This is a genomic window from Micromonospora sp. NPDC048835 (genome assembly GCF_040649995.1).
Taxonomy (GTDB): domain Bacteria; phylum Actinomycetota; class Actinomycetes; order Mycobacteriales; family Micromonosporaceae; genus Micromonospora.
On sequence record NZ_JBEZGM010000007.1, the window covers coordinates 63,978 to 78,513 of the forward strand.

Below are 14,536 nucleotides of genomic sequence, written 5' to 3' on the forward strand. Positions count from 1 at the left end.
AATTAGGCGAGGCTTCCCTATCCATTGGATCCTGGAAAGAGGGAGCTGATCACGGTTTGCTCTGGTGGAGTCGGGTATGGGGATGACCCGCACCCACCGACGGAAGCGAGATCGCCATGACCGACATGCTGGAGATGCCGCGGGTCCACGAGTGCACCGTCACCGACTGCGGCTACAACCACGACGGCTGCCACGCGTTCGCCATCACCATCGGGCAGCAGAACGCCAGCTGCGCCACGTTCATCGACACCTCGGCGAAGGGCGGCCTGGACCGCGTCATCGCCCAGGTCGGCGCCTGCAAACGCGCCGAATGCACGCACAACGCCGAGTTGGAGTGCCACGCGCCGTCCATCCGGGTGGGCCCCGGTCAGGACATCGCGGACTGCCAGACGTACGAGCCGCGCTGAGCGCGCCGCGACACGGGTGCGGGACGGCCAACACGGGCCGTCCCGTACCCACACTCAGCGGCCGCCCGCGACCAGCTCGGCGATCATTCCCTCGCAACTGCGGACGACGACCTGAGCGCCGCGCCGCTGCGCCAGCGGGAGTAGCGGGTCCTCCGCCCGGTCCCGCCACCGCCACTGCGCGTCGGTGGCGACCTCCCAGAGCCGCTGCACGTCGGTCTCCTGCTCGACACCGAGCCGGGCCGCGAGGCCCACTCCGTCGCCACCGACCAGCCGCTGCGCCTCGGCGGCCACCTCCGCGTCGAACCCCAGCCGGGTGTTGCGCAGGGCCACCAACAGGCGCAACTCTCGAAACTCGTGCGCACCGGCGAGGATCTGCTCCACCGCGCCGACCAACTCGGCGGACCCCCGGGTCGGCTCGGCCCGCAGCAGCGCCTCCACCGCGGCCAACGCGGAGCGGGCCTTCAGCGCCTCGCGGCGGTCGATGAAGCACCGCGTCACCGACTCGCGCAGCTCGGTGAGACCGCTACGCCGGATCAGTTCGGCGGAGAGCTTCACCCGGCTGTCGAACCCGCTGCGCACGAGCGTGGTCGCCAGCCGGACGCCGAAGATCCCGAACCGGCTCAGCAGCGCGGCGCGCACCTCGGTGTCCAGCCGTACCGGCAGTTCACCGCCGAGGAAGCGGTCGGCGGAGATGAGGTGGGCGTCCAGCTCCGCCCGGGACACCTGGGCCAGGGCCGCGAGCGCGGCGAAGTCCGACTCGCCGAGCATCCGGCCGGCCAGACCGATCATTCCGCTGCACGCCACGACGTTGACGCTCAGCGCGTTCACCCTCGGGTCGCGGTGGTGCCGGCGAGCGAGCTGGCGTGCCGTGAGCAGGCCGTCGATCCGGCCTCCCCCGGTCTCGTCGGCGCGGGACAACACCATGATCACGTTGACCGGAGCGGACTGTCCGACGGCAGTGTCCCGTGCGGACTCCAGCACCCGCAGATCGCTGTCGCGCCCGTCGCGGGTCAGGTACAGCACCGCGTCGGAGTCGCGTAGGACCCGCTCCAACACCGGCACCCGACCGTGCTCGACGCCGCCGGTGACCGCAGGGGTGTCGATGAGCGTGATCTGCCGCAACGCCCGGGTGGGCCACCGCACCACGATGTCCCGCACGTCCCCCACGCCCCAGCCCAGGTCCACCCGCAGCCCGGTCGCCGACTTCACCACGGCCAACTCCTGCGGCGGCTGCCCGACCGGGTAGGCGGTGGCGTGCGGCGCGGCCCCGTCCTCGTACCAGGTGAAGGCCCCGTCCGCCCGGTCGACCGGCGCGACCTCCTCGCCCATCAACGCGTTGAGCACCGTCGACTTGCCCGAGCGCCACGGGCCGACGACGGCGATCCGCAGCGGCTGCTCCAATCGGGCCACCTGGTGCCGAAGCTCAGCGACAGCCCGGGGATCGTCCTGGTACAGCTCGATGGCCTGGTGCAGCAACCCCCACGCCGCCTCGTCCAGGCGCACCCCCACCGTCATGCCTGCGGCTCCAGCAGCAGCGGGGTGGACCGGGTGCCGGTCAACTGCTGGGCCTGCTCGTACACCGCCGCCAACCGGGTCATCCTCGACCGGATCTCGCGCTGCCGCTGCTCCCGCAGGGAGGCATCGGTGTCGGCCTCCTGTTTGGCACTGCGGAACGACTGCACGATGGCCTCCTGGAGCTCTTCGGTCAGCCCCGTGAAGTGGTCCCGCAGCATCCGCTGCACCTGGCGGGCGGCGTCACGGCAGTCCCGGATGATCCGGACGAAGAAGTCGTCGACGTGCCGCTGGATCGCCGTCTTGACTGTCGCCTGCCGGCGACGGAGCAACTGCTTGCTCTCGTCGCGGATGCTCTTGCCGCCGAAGAGCGCGCCGATGCCGACCGAGACCGGATTGATCATCGGCATTCCGGCCAGGGTGGTCGCCAGACCGAACATCAGCATGCCGCCGTACGAGCCCTTCATGCCGGTGAACAGCTTCTGGCCGGTGGTGAATTTGTCGATCGTCGGCCGTTGCAGCTCGGGTAGTCGCTCGCCGATGTCGTCCGGCACCGTCATCGACCAGGGCGGCAGCACGTCGTAGCCGTACCTGTCGAAGTTGGCGGCCACCCTCCGGGCGATCCAGTCGCAGCGCTGGACCAGCCACTCGTGGTTCGCCTCCGCCGCCTCCACCAGGCTGCGCTCCAACCAGTCCTGGAAGGTGTCCCAGGCGACAAGCGGATCGGCGGTGTCGAACGCCTCGTCCACCGCGCGCAGGATCTGACGGGTCCGGTCCCGCAGGTCGTACTCCAGGTCGGCGATCAGGTCGGTGATCTCGTCGGTGAGGGTGTTCTGCCACCGGGTGGAGCACCGGCGCAACTCGTCGACCTCGCGCTGCGCCGCGTGCAGCCGGGAAATCGGCCCGGACTGCTCCTCGGCCTCCTGGGTCGCCAACTCGGCTCGCAGCGGCGCGGCCAACTGCTCCACCACCGTCCGGGCCACCGTCTGCACGGCCGCCCGGGCCAGGTGGTCGGCCTTCCCGGCCAGGTCGCGTTGCAGCCGGGCGATCAGCGCGGGGAAGCCGGATTCGGCGTTGAGAGCACGATCGTCCGCTGCGGCGGCACGCAGTCGCAGCGCCGCCGAGACCGGAATCACCGTCGCCGGGACGCCCGCCTCGGCCAGGTGCTGCCGGTTGCGCTCGGCGACCGTGCGCCAGTCCGCCGCCAGGTCGGTCTTGCTCTGCACCACGACCACGTTCGGGTGCGACCGCACGATGTGCAGCAGCATGTTCAGCTCGGCGACCGACAACTCCCGGGTCGAGTCGGAGACCAGCAGCACGGTGTCCGCACGCGCGGGCGCCGCGACCGAGGCTGCGGCGCCGACTCTGGCCACGTCGTCGGTGCCAGGAGTGTCCACAAGCACCAGACCAGCGCCGAGCAGGGCGCGGGGCAGGCCGATCTCGACGTACGCCGGGCCGCCCCCCGGCCGACGCCCGACCAGGCCGGCCACACCCGCCGCGACCTGGTTGAGCGCCACCGGAGTGCGCTCGACGGTGACCGCGGTGGCGGTGCCGGTGGCGTGCCCCGGAGCAGGTGGCGGCGCCTGCGCCACCGCCGCGGTGGGGGCTTCGGCATGCTGCACCACGGTCGGCAGGACGGTCGTACGGCCGTCGCCGACCGGGCAGGCCGGAGCGTTGATGATCGCGTTGATGAGCTGACTCTTGCCCTGGTTCGGCTCACCGATGACCAGGACGCGAAGCGTCGGATCCAGCAGCTGCGCACGCTTCTGCCGCACCGTCTGGAGGAGGTCACCGCGACCGTGGGCAGTGCACGTACGGGCGATCTCGTCCAGCACGTCCAACCAGATCCCGGCCATCACCGCACCAAGTGTGCGGATTTCGGCTCAATTATCAAGAGGGACCGGGTGTGGAACCGGGAAGGGCCGGATCGCCCGAGACGATCCGGCCCTCCGCTCCGACCGGAGATCCGGGTCAGAGCAGGCCGCCGGTGATTCCCAGCAGCCCGTGATCGGACGAGGCGTGCGAGTCGCCGCCGAGCACACCATCGGTGACCCCACCGGTGACGTCACCGACCGTGTCGGTGACACCGGGGAGGAGGCTGTCCACCTGGTGCGTCACGCCGCCCACCGTCGACGGCACGTCGAGCGGCGGGACCCCGCCGACGATGCCGTCGCCGTGCCCGAGGCCCAGCCCGCCGAGGGTGTCGTCGACACCGAGGGAGCTGACGACCCCGCCGAGCTGACCCTGGGTGCCGGAGAGGACACCACCGGTCAGGTCGCCGCCGATCAGGTTCGAGTCGGTGACGTCGAGCAGACCGCCCGGGTCGCCGACGGTGCCGGTGACGTCCCCGAGCACCGGGTCCGCGATCGCGTCCACCGGCTGCACCACGTCGGCGTCGAGGGTGTGCGCCACGTCCGAGACGCCGGCCAGGTCGGTGTCGAGGCCGGACGGACCGACACCCAGACCGATGCCCGGCAGCACGGTGACCCCGGCGGCGGCGGTCGACGGGTCGACCGCGATGGCGCCGAGCACGCCGGCCTTGACGTCCACGCCAGTGGGCGAGCTGGTGACGCTGATCTGCTGCGCCACGCTCTGCAACTGGCCCACCACGTCGGTGGTGTCGGTGAGCAGCGGGTCCAGCCCGAGCTGCCCGACCGGCGAGGCCAGCGGCGCGAGACCCGCCCCCGGCGCGTAGTCGACGACAAGCGGTACGACGTCCTGCACGTCCGCAGCGGTGATGTCGGTGAGGCCTGCGCCCCGCAACGCGCCCTCCGGGTCGAGGTCGAAGGCCGACCGCGCGTCCGGGTTCGTCAGTAGGTCGAGCACGAAGTCGTGGAGCGTCTGCTGCGAGTCCATGTACCGGTTCTCCTCGGATGTGGCATTGCCGGGGTGTCGTTCGTCGACAGTGACGCTATTGCCGGGGCTCACCCCCGGGCATCGGGGCTGAGCCCGCATCCGGGGCGGTTGAACTAGGGGCTGCGCCACCTCGTACGTTAGGGGGAATGGGGGAAACCGTCCCGACGAGATTAGGGTCCCGACCAGGGACTGATCTCTGGTACGAACGTAGGAGCCCGCGGGGTTCGCCGGGGGTGGGTCGTCGGAGCGCCGACGCCATCGCCACCGACCGGCCGACTCACGGGGAGAGACAGAGACGATGCCGTACGTCCTGGGGATAGACATCGGAAGCAGCAACACGGCTGCCGCCGTCGCGCGGCGGCGCGGCGCGACCTGGGCACGTCCCGAGGCCGTCGCGCTGCGCGCGGCCTCACCCCTCATGCCGTCCGTGCTCTGCCTGGCCGAGGACGGTTCACTGCGGGTCGGCGAGCCCGCCACCGACGACGGCAGCCGCACCACCCGTGACTTCGTCCACCGGATCGGCGACGACGTGCCGGTGCTCCTCGGTGGTGAGCCGTGCGCACCGCAGACGCTTACCGCCGAGCTGGCGGCGTGGGTGGTGGAGCGGGTCCACGCCCTGGAGGGCGAGGCGGCCGAGGCGATCGTGCTCAGCCACCCGGCGGGGTGGCGCCCGTACCGGCGGGAGGTGCTGCACCGGGCCCTGTCGAGTCTCGGCCTGCGGCACGTGACGTTGCTGCCGCGCACGGTCACGGTCGCCGAGAGCCACGCCGCTCGCGGGTTCGCGGGCAGCACCGCAGTGGTCTACACCCTGGGGGGCAACAGCTTCGAGGCCGCGTTGGTGCGGCGCACCCCGCGCGGCACGTACGAGACGTTCGGCACCCCGCAGAGCCTCGACTCGATCGGCGGCGCCGACTTCGACGAGGCGTTGGCCGACCATTCCCGTACCGTGCTGGCCCGGGAGTTGGCCGCGACCGGACGTCGCGGGGCGCAGGCCGCGCTGCGCGGGCTGCGCGCGGAGTGCGACCGGGTCAAGCGGGTGTTGACAGTCGACCTCGCGGCCGACGTGGTGCTGACGCTGCCGAGCGGCCCGGCCCGGGTGCCGGTGACCCGGGCCCAGTTCGAGGCCATGATCCGCCCGACGGTGCAGGCCACCGTCGACCTCCTGCTGCGGGCCGTGCGCAGCGCCGACCTGACGCCGGCGCAGCTCGACGGCGTCCTGCTGGCCGGTGGCTCGACCCGGGTGCCGCTCGTGACCGAGCTGATCGGCGCGGCCCTCCCGGTGCCCGTCGAGGTGGAGCCGGACGCCCAGTTGACTGCCGCCACCGGGGCGGCGATGGCCGCCTGTCAGGTGGTGTCACCGCGCCCTCGCCAGCCGGCACCGGCCCGCGTTCCGGCTCCGGTCAGCGGCGCCGGGCGGGCCACCCTCCCGGCACCGCGCCGCCCTCAGCACACCGTTCCGGGCGATCCGCCACCGCGGCCCCCGGTCCGGGTCCTCCCACTGGAACTGCCGAAGCCGTCCCGCCTGGCGCTGGCCCGCGGCCGCGGACGCGAAGGACAAGACAGATGATCATGAACGATCTCGCCGTACCGGCGCTGACCCTGGACAAGGGGTTGCAGGCGTTACTGGACTCGGTCGCGCAGGACCCGACCGGCCCGCTGACCGTCGGCATCGCCGGCCCGGCCGGGCACGGAAAGACCGCACTCCTCGCCGAGGTGGAACGCATCCACCAGCGCGCCGGGGTCCCCGTCCGCACGGTCGCCCCGGAGCCGGACGAGCCGGTCGATCCCGACACGGTGCTGCTCGTCGACGACGCGCACCTGCTTGACGACGCGCGGATCGGGGCGCTGCTGGCTCTGGTCGGCGGCCGTCGACACCGGCTGGTGATCACCCACCGCCCGTGGCCGCGATCGGCGGCGTTCGGTGAGCTGGTCGACGCCCTGCGACGCGACGGACAGGCCGTGCTGCTCACCCCGTTCACCAGGGAGCAGACCGTCGCGTACCTCGCCGGCACGGACGGGCTGAGCCGCCCCGCCGATCTGGTCGACTTCGTCCACACGCAGACCGCAGGTGTGCCCCGCGACGTCGAGCGGCTGGCCCGTGGCCTGGTCGGCGCGGAGACCCGGGCCGGCGCGAGCGTCGAACCACCCCGGTCCGTCGTTCTCGAGCTCGGGCCGGACCTGGACGTTCAGCCCACCGAGGTACGACGACTGCTGCTCGCCGTCGCGGCCGGCGGGGCGCTGCCGGCAAGCATGCTCGGCGCGCTGCTGGGTCGGGACCCGGCCGAGGTGGACGACCTGGTCGCCACGACCAGGGCGGCCGGGCTGCTCGGGGCGGACGGCCGACTCGCGCCGATCGTCCGGCGGGCCGTCGCGACGCTCAGCCCCAGCACCGAGCGGACGGCGGTCTGGCGTCGGCTCACCGAGTTGCAGCTCGCCCGGGGCGGCACGGTGCTGCCGCTGGTGCGCTCCCTGCTCGCGGTCGGCGCGCTCGGCGACTGCCCGGCCGCGACCCTGGCGGCCGCGGCGGACGAGGCGCTCGCCGACGAGCCGGCCTTCGCCGCCGAACTGTTCGCGGCGGCGACAGCGGCCGGGGGGCCGCCAAACGCGCGGCAGGCGCTCGCCGCCGCGCTCGCCGGTGACCTCGACGACGCGCTGCGGCTGGCGGACCGGCTGCTGGCCACGGCCGCTCCCCCGGACCGCGCCGAGGCCGCGGTGGTCGCCGCCACCGCCCTGGCCCACCGTGGTCACGTCGGTCGCAGCGTCGAGCTGTTCCGGTGGTCGGGGACGGCCTCGGCGGCGGCGTTCGCCATCGTCGGCGGGCTGGCCACCGGCGACCTGGCCGCCAGCACCGAATCGCCGGCGGGTGATCCGGCCGGCGAACCGCCCACGCTGCACGCCAGCGCCGCCCGACTGATGGCCAACGCTGTACGGGAGAGCGTGACCGGCCCGCCGACCGCCGCGCTCTCCGCGCTCGTGCAGGCCGCTGCCCTGCTGGAGCCGGACGGTCGGGCCGCGCTGCTGCCGGACAGCCCGGCGGCTCTCGCCGCGTTGACGGCAATGCACTGCGGTGAGCTGGAGATCGCCGAGCGGGTGCTGCACCGGGCCCTGGGCGCCGGTGTCGGCGGACCGCTGATGGCACGCCGCCACCGCCTGTTGCAGGCCTGGATCCTGATGGTTCGCGGGGATGTCCACGCCGCCGGCGAGCGCCTCGCCACGGTGACGCTCGACGGGCGGCCACTGGAGTCACGTGACCAGCTCTTCGCCGCCGCGATCCGGATGGGCATCGGCCGGCGCACCAGTGACCTCGGGGCGCTCAAGCGGGGCTGGGGGCAGGCGCTGGAGGCCGTGGTGCGGCACCCCGTCGACCTGTTCACCCTGCTGCCGCTGGGTGAGCTGGCCATCGCCGGCGCGCGGCTGGGTGACCTGGCCCGACTGGAGCCGTACCTCCAGCAGGGGCGCGCCCTGCTCGACCGCCTCGGCAACCCGCCACTGTGGAGTGTGCCGTTGCGCTGGAGCGGGCTGCACGCCGCCATCCTGAGCGGCGAACCGACGGTCGCCGACGACCACGTCACGGCACTGCTCGCCGCCGCGGACCACAGCCGGTACGCGGCAGTGGTCGCCGCCGCCGCGGAGAGCTGGGTGGAGGTGCTGCGGGGGGCCGTCGACCCGACCCGGGTGGAAGCCGCCGCTCGCGGGCTGCACGACACCGGGCTGTGCTGGGACGGCGCCCGCCTCGCCGGGCAGGCCGCCATCCGCACCGCCGACCGGCGAGCGATGACCACCCTGTTGGAGTGCGCCCGAGCCCTGCAGGGGCGGCCCTCTGCCGGGCCGGGCGGGCAGCCACCGACAGCCGGTGCGGGCACGACGCGGGCCGTCGGCCCCACCCAGCAGGGGCTCAGCGACCGCGAGTACGAGGTTGCCGAGCTGGTGCTGGCCGGGCTGACCTACCGGGAGATCGGCGACCGGCTCTTCATCTCGGCCAAGACCGTCGAGCACCACGTGGCGCGCATGCGCAACCGGCTGAACTGCGCCAACCGCACCGAACTGCTGGCGCTGCTACGTACCCTCGTCGCCGACCGGGCCAGCGACTCCGCCGGGCAACCGTGGCCGCAGCGGGCGAGCCGATGACCCGTGCCGACGTCCGGCTGCTCCGGACCAGACTTGCCGTACTCGCCGCCGTGCTGATCACCCTCTGGTCGTACGCGGCCTACGTGTCCAGCCAGGACGCCGTCGACCTGCTGCGCGTCCGGGCCCTCGCAGACACGCTGGGCCAGCCGATCGACCGGCTGATCCTGAGTCTGCAGACGGAACGCCGGGTCACCGCCGAGACGGTCGCCGGCGCGCAGCAGACGACGCCCGCACTTGTCGCGGCCCGCCAGAGCACCGACCGGGCCACCACCGAGGTCCGCGAGTTCACGAAGGGACGCGACCTCCGGCTGCTCAGCGCTGGCGCCGTGCGGGACCGGGCCGCCGAGCTGGTCCGCCGGCTCGACGGCCTGGGCACGACCCGATCCCAGGTGGACAGCGGGCGGCTCAAGGGTGCCGCGACGGTCGACGGGTACGACGAGGTCGTCGACGTCGCCTTCCGGGTGTACGGGCCGGAGTGGGGCGCGTACGAGAGCGACCTGGCCGCCGACACCCGCGCGGTGATCACGCTGGCCCGGGCCCGGGAGCTGCTCGCCCGGGAGGACACCATGGTCAGCGCCGCCCTGGCCGGCGCGCGGCTCGGCGTCGACGAGCGGCGGCGGCTGGCCGAGCTGATAGGCGTTCAGCGGTACGCGCGAACCGAGGCGGTGGCCGAGCTTCCGCCAGGTGGCCGGGGCGAGCCCGAGCGCCTCGCCACCGGCCCCGAGTTCGCGGCTCTGCTGGCACTCGAGGACCGGCTGCTGCTCCAGGCGGGCACCGCCGACGCCCTGGCCGGTCTCACCGTCCAGACGTGGCGGGCCGCGGCGGACGCCGCCCTCGGCGCGCTGCAGACACGTGTGACGACCGCCGCCCGCAGCAGCGTGGAGCGGGCCGCACCCGGTGCGGCGGGGCTGATCGCGCGGACCGGGGCCGTGGTGGGGCTCGGCCTCATCGTCGTACTCGTGCTCCTGCTGAGCTGGGCGGGCACCGTCCGCCGCCTCACCGAGGAGCTGACCGGGCCGAAGACCGACGCCCCGGCTCCGGCGCCGGAGACGCCGGCCGCGACACCTGACGCTCCGGCACCTGGCGGTGCCGCCGAGCGGGACCTGTTGCTGGGGCTGACCCGACGCAACCAGGTTCTGCTCCGCGAGCAACTCGGTCTGCTGGACGGGATGCAACGTCGGGAACGGTCCACCGAGGAGACCGGCGAGCTGTTCCAACTCGACCACCTCACCACCCGGATCCGGCGCAACGTGGAGAAACTGATCTCCCTGGCCGGCGCGACACCCGCCCGCCGCTGGCGACGCCCGGTGCCACTGCTCGACGTGGCACGTGGCGCGGTCGCCGAGGTGCCGGACTACCACCGGGTCCTCATCGCGCCGCACTGGCCGTGGTCGCTCGCGGGGCCGGCCGTCACCGACGTCATCCACCTGCTGGCGGAGCTGATCGAGAACGCCCTGGCCTTCTCCGGGGCCGACACCACCGTCCGGGTCAGCGGCGAACGGCGACCGCAGGGGTGCGCCGTCCTCGTCGTCGACGACGGGCCCGGCCTGGACCCGGTCGCGCTTGCCGAGGCGAACCACCTGCTCGACAACCCGCCCCCGGACGGCCCGCCCGCGGGCCGCACCGGTTGGTACGCCGCCGCCGTCCTCGCCGGCCGCTGCGGCGCCCACGTCTCCCTGCGCCCCAGCCAACGCGGTGGGACGGCCGCCATCGTGCACCTCCCCGCCCGGCTGGTCACCGGCACCGACACCGGCCGCACACCGGCCAGCGCACCACCCGACACCCCGTACCCACCGGCCCGCACCGGCGCCGACCGACCCGATCCGAACGGCGACGGCGCGCTGCCGACGCGGGTCCGCCACCCCGGGCCACCCGGCCCGCAGAACGGCAGGACCAGCCTCGACACGGTCGAGTTGCCAGTCGCGAGAACAGCGAGGAGACATCAATGACGTCTGCAGTGGTTACCGAGAACGGCCTGACCGACGCCCTGAACGACCTGGTCGACCGGGTGCACGGTGCGGAGTTCGCAGTGGTGCTCTCACCGGACGGGCTGCCGCTCGGTGGCTCGCGGCGGGTGGGGGCGAAGCTGGCCGAGCAGATCTCCGGCGTGGTCGCCGGACTGATCTCGTTGGGGCTGGCCGCCACCCGGACCTGCGACGCGGGTGAGCTGCGTCAGGTCGTGGTGCAGATGTCGCGAGCGTTCCTGTTCATCGCCACCATTCCGAACGGCACCATCCTCACCGTGCGGATCGCCGGCGACGACGTCGAGGTCGGTGACATGGCGTACGAGGTGGCGCTCTTCGTGGGGCAGGCCGAGCGGCACCTGCCGATCACGCTGGGCCCGGCCTCCTCGGTGACGATCGGGGACACAGGTGCACTCCAGCGGCGCCACTGACGAGGCGTGGTACGACGACGACGCGGGGCCGGTCGCCAGGCCGTACACGATGACCGGGGGGCGCACCGCGCCCGCACGCGGCCAGTTCGACCTGATCTCGCTCGTCGTCGCCCGGCGGGGAGTCACGCCCCCCACACCGCTCTTCCCCGAACAGGCGCGGATCGTCGGGTTGTGTCACCATCCAGTGTCGGTGGCCGAGGTCGGTGCGGAGTTGGACCTTCCGCTGGGCACCGTCCGGGTGCTGCTCGGTGACCTGCTCGCGGCCGGGCTGGTCGAGACGCACGACCCGCCGGTGCTGTCGGAACTGCCGACCGAGGACCTGCTCGAGGCGATACTCGTCGGGCTTCGCGGTCTGTGACCTCGCTGGTGCCATCCGCGACCCGGACGGGTCGTGGGCGCACGCCCGGCGACGAACTGAAGGAGAGACAGGCAGTGCCGGCAACACCACCCCAACCACGCCGTACCGTGGCGATCATCCTGCTGGATCGGGTCGTGGCCCTCGTCGCGGCCACACGGCGGGTGCTCACCGGTCGGGAGGACGTCTCGCGGGCCACCTGGCTGGCCGTCATCGCGGCGCTCGGGGTGTTGGTCGCGACGGCCGTCTCCGTCGTCGGGGTGCTGCGTACGCCGGAGAAACTGACGCCGGTGACGCTCGACCCGCCGCCGTCCGTGGAGCAGGTGGGCGCCTCACCGTCCGGCACGCCCCGGGCGCAGGCGCGGCCCGCGGTCACCAGCCCGGCGGTGCCCGCCACGCCGTCCGCCCCCGCCTCCTCGGCCCCGCCGGCCGTCCCGTCGTCGACCCGGCCCACGCCGACCGGTGCGACCGCCGAACCCACTCCGGCGGCCCTGGACGCCGACTTCGCGGTCACGGACAACGCCCTGCTCAGCTACGGCGCGACAGTGACGATCAACAACCCCGGCGCGGTCCCGGCACCGCGGTGGACGCTCGTCCTCACCCTGCCCCGGGAGTCACTGGGGATCAGCTCGGTCGAGGGGGCACAGGCCAGCCGGGACGGTGCGGTGTGGACGTTCGTGCCGGACGACGACACTGCTCAGGTGCCCGGTGGTGCCTCGGTGCGGGTGACGTTCCGGGTCAATGGTTCGTTGACGGGTGCCGCCCCGAAGGCGTGCACCATCGACGGGGTCGCCTGCACCGGCCTGCCGAGCTGAGCACAGCGGGGACGCCCCCGGTCGAACGCGGTACACCGGGCGTTCCGGCGGCAGCCACGCGTCATTGATCATCAGTTCGGGCGCGCTTCGTACCGTTCCGACCATGACTGTCCTACCCGCACCACCGTCGCTCCCCCGCGCCGGGTCGCGCCTCGGCACCCTGCGTACCCGGGCCGCGGCCTCCGTCGCCGCTCTCGCCGTCACCAGCGCCGCGGTGGCGGTCGCCGTCGCGACCTCGTCGCCCGCCACCGCCGAGCCGGGCCGCGTCGTCGTCTCGGAGAACTTCTCGGCCGGGTCGCTGCCCGCCGGTTGGAACGCGGTCGACGGCGCCTGGAAGGTCGAGAACGGCCGACTGTACGGAACGTCCGCCAGCTCCAGCGAGAACAACAAGATCACTTTCGGACGGCACCTGGACGACTTCCGCCTCGAGGCGACCATGCGCTTCGAGGCGGTCTCGGCCGCGACCCGCTGGGCCTCGCTCGGCATCGACGTCCCCGCCAACGCCGCGACTCCCTGGTGGATCGCCACCATGCGCAGCGGCACCACCGCCGCCAACGGGCTCGAATTCGCCCAGCGGACCACGGCCAACGCCTGGGTCGTGACGAACACCGCCGCCGCCCCGTCCGCCGCCGGCACCGGCCGGGACGTTCGCGTCGCCGTCGAGGTGCACGGCAACCAGGCCCGCTGGATCTTCGACGGGCGGGAGGCGATGCGGACGAGCAGCCTCCAGCGCTCCGCCGACGGCGTCCAGGGACTCTTCGTCAACGGCGCGACCGTGTCGTACGACGACGTCACCGTCACCGAGCTGGCCCCGAACGGCTACCTTCGCCCCGAGGGCAGCCCGCTCACCGTGATCGCCCACCGGGGCGCGTCCGCCGCCGCACCGGAGAACACCCTCGTCGCCCAGGAGATCGCCCGTAAGGGTGGCGCCGACTGGATCGAGAACGACGTCCAGCCGAGCAGGGACGGCATCCCGTTCATCCTGCACGACGCCACCGTGGACCGGACCACCGACGGCACCGGCAACATCCGGGATCTGACCGCCGCGCAGATCAAGGCGCTCGACGCCGGCTCCTGGTTCGGCCCGCAGTACGTCGGCGAGCGGGTGCCCACCCTCGCCGAGCAGCTCGCCGACCTGCGCACCCGGGGCGGCAACCTGCTCGTGGAGATCAAGGGCAAGCACACCCGGGACGAGGTCGCCACGATCATCAAGGTGATCCGGGACGAGCAGATGATGGGCCGGGTCTTCATCCAGAGCTTCGAGGTCGACGCCCTGAGGTACACCTACGAGATCGCCCCCGAGCTGCCGCTCGGCCTGCTACGCAGCACTCTCGACGCCGACCCGGTGGCGCTCGCGAAGGAGCTGCACCTGACCGCGTACAACCCGGACGGCAACGCGCTGCTGGCCAAGCCCGAGGTCGTCGCCCCGCTGCACGCCGCCGGGGTCGCCGTGATGGCCTGGACGATGGACTCCGCCGGCCTGTGGCAGCGGTTGGAGCGGATCGGCACCGACGCGGTCATCACCAACCGAGCCGCCGAACTGGTCGGCTGGAACTCGGCGTTCCTCCAGCGGGCCTCGACCGACCCGACCGTGCAGATCACCTCGCCGGCCGACGGGGCGCGGCTGGACCGGGCGCAGTCCCCGGTGATCGCCGTCGCCGCGACAAACGCGGACACCGTCACCGTCACCGTCGACGGCAGGAAGTCGGCCGCCGGGCGCAAGCTCGACCTGGCCAAGCTGACCGCCGGCCGACACACCATCGCCACCGAGGCGACCGGGCCCGAGGGCACCGCCACCGCGACCAGCACGTTCACGGTGACGGTGAGCCAGGCCGGCCTCGGCTACCTGCTCCTCACCTCGGGCGCGGACCCGGCCGCCGTCACGGCGATGACGCTCAAGCTGGCCCACGCCCAGTACGCCGAGCTGGCCACCTACGCCGACCGGCAGGCCGGCAAGCTGGTGCCGGCCGACGTCGCAAGCGTCATCGCCGCGGACGCCCGCACCCTCGCCCTGAGGTAGTGGCTCGCCGGGTGGCGCTGGTCGGACGGCCAGCGCCACCCGGTGTCG

The 14,536-nt window shown here is 73.3% G+C and carries 11 protein-coding genes; 8 read left to right on the forward strand and 3 right to left on the reverse strand.

From position 1 onward, the window contains the following. The first annotated feature begins 116 nt into the window (after positions 1-116). Positions 117-407, forward strand: a complete 291-nt coding sequence (locus AB0C15_RS10875) for a DUF1540 domain-containing protein (RefSeq protein ID WP_357350956.1) — start codon at positions 117-119, stop codon at positions 405-407. A 54-nt stretch (positions 408-461) separates the two neighbouring features. Here AB0C15_RS10875 and AB0C15_RS10880 read toward each other — a convergent pair whose 3' ends face one another. From AB0C15_RS10880 to AB0C15_RS10890, 3 genes are all read right to left on the reverse strand, one after another. Beyond that, positions 462-1,922 (reverse strand): hypothetical protein, encoded by a 1,461-nt coding sequence (locus AB0C15_RS10880; protein WP_357350958.1) that lies wholly within the window; start codon positions 1,920-1,922, stop codon positions 462-464. Beyond that, on the reverse strand, positions 1,919-3,775 hold the full coding sequence (locus tag AB0C15_RS10885; protein WP_357351150.1) for a dynamin family protein: 1,857 nt from the start codon (positions 3,773-3,775) through the stop codon (positions 1,919-1,921). The genes AB0C15_RS10880 and AB0C15_RS10885 overlap by 4 nt, the downstream gene beginning before the upstream one ends. A gap of 115 nt (positions 3,776-3,890) precedes the next feature. After that, entirely contained in the window at positions 3,891-4,775 is an 885-nt protein-coding gene (locus AB0C15_RS10890; RefSeq protein WP_357350960.1) for an IniB N-terminal domain-containing protein, read from the reverse strand. Between the two features lie 298 nt (positions 4,776-5,073). Here AB0C15_RS10890 and AB0C15_RS10895 point away from each other — a divergent pair, with 298 nt between their 5' ends. From AB0C15_RS10895 to AB0C15_RS10925, 7 genes are all read left to right on the forward strand, one after another. Continuing rightward, on the forward strand, positions 5,074-6,342 hold the full coding sequence (locus AB0C15_RS10895) for an Hsp70 family protein (protein WP_357350962.1): 1,269 nt from the start codon (positions 5,074-5,076) through the stop codon (positions 6,340-6,342). Then, complete coding sequence (locus tag AB0C15_RS10900; RefSeq protein ID WP_357350964.1) at positions 6,339-8,903, forward strand: helix-turn-helix transcriptional regulator; 2,565 nt, start codon at positions 6,339-6,341, stop codon at positions 8,901-8,903. Before AB0C15_RS10895 ends, AB0C15_RS10900 begins: the two co-directional genes overlap by 4 nt. Continuing rightward, a complete protein-coding gene (locus tag AB0C15_RS10905; protein ID WP_357350965.1) occupies positions 8,900-10,852 on the forward strand; it encodes a nitrate- and nitrite sensing domain-containing protein in 1,953 nt (650 codons plus the stop codon). Before AB0C15_RS10900 ends, AB0C15_RS10905 begins: the two co-directional genes overlap by 4 nt. Continuing rightward, entirely contained in the window at positions 10,849-11,298 is a 450-nt protein-coding gene (locus AB0C15_RS10910) for a roadblock/LC7 domain-containing protein (RefSeq protein WP_357350967.1), read from the forward strand. Before AB0C15_RS10905 ends, AB0C15_RS10910 begins: the two co-directional genes overlap by 4 nt. Next, positions 11,276-11,656, forward strand: coding sequence for a DUF742 domain-containing protein (locus tag AB0C15_RS10915; protein WP_357350969.1), 381 nt, complete (start codon positions 11,276-11,278; stop codon positions 11,654-11,656). The genes AB0C15_RS10910 and AB0C15_RS10915 overlap by 23 nt, the downstream gene beginning before the upstream one ends. A 74-nt stretch (positions 11,657-11,730) precedes the next feature. Further along, positions 11,731-12,468 (forward strand): cellulose binding domain-containing protein, encoded by a 738-nt coding sequence (locus AB0C15_RS10920; RefSeq protein WP_357350971.1) that lies wholly within the window; start codon positions 11,731-11,733, stop codon positions 12,466-12,468. Positions 12,469-12,571: 103 nt separating this feature from the next. Then, positions 12,572-14,488 carry a glycerophosphodiester phosphodiesterase family protein gene (locus tag AB0C15_RS10925; protein WP_357350973.1) on the forward strand — a complete coding sequence of 639 codons (1,917 nt, stop codon included), beginning with the start codon at positions 12,572-12,574 and terminating at the stop codon, positions 14,486-14,488. Positions 14,489-14,536 lie beyond the last annotated feature (48 nt).

What these genes read in the sequence shown, in the direction of transcription:
- AB0C15_RS10885 (WP_357351150.1), bottom strand. Translation starts at nt 3,775, where the DNA reads ATGGCCGGGATCTGGTTGGACGTGCTGGACGAGATCGCCCGTACGTGC.
- AB0C15_RS10880 (WP_357350958.1), bottom strand. Translation starts at nt 1,922, where the DNA reads ATGACGGTGGGGGTGCGCCTGGACGAGGCGGCGTGGGGGTTGCTGCAC.
- AB0C15_RS10900 (WP_357350964.1), top strand. Translation starts at nt 6,339, where the DNA reads ATGATCATGAACGATCTCGCCGTACCGGCGCTGACCCTGGACAAGGGG.
- AB0C15_RS10905 (WP_357350965.1), top strand. Translation starts at nt 8,900, where the DNA reads ATGACCCGTGCCGACGTCCGGCTGCTCCGGACCAGACTTGCCGTACTC.
- AB0C15_RS10895 (WP_357350962.1), top strand. Translation starts at nt 5,074, where the DNA reads ATGCCGTACGTCCTGGGGATAGACATCGGAAGCAGCAACACGGCTGCC.
- AB0C15_RS10875 (WP_357350956.1), top strand. Translation starts at nt 117, where the DNA reads ATGACCGACATGCTGGAGATGCCGCGGGTCCACGAGTGCACCGTCACC.
- AB0C15_RS10925 (WP_357350973.1), top strand. Translation starts at nt 12,572, where the DNA reads ATGACTGTCCTACCCGCACCACCGTCGCTCCCCCGCGCCGGGTCGCGC.
- AB0C15_RS10890 (WP_357350960.1), bottom strand. Translation starts at nt 4,775, where the DNA reads ATGGACTCGCAGCAGACGCTCCACGACTTCGTGCTCGACCTACTGACG.
- AB0C15_RS10910 (WP_357350967.1), top strand. Translation starts at nt 10,849, where the DNA reads ATGACGTCTGCAGTGGTTACCGAGAACGGCCTGACCGACGCCCTGAAC.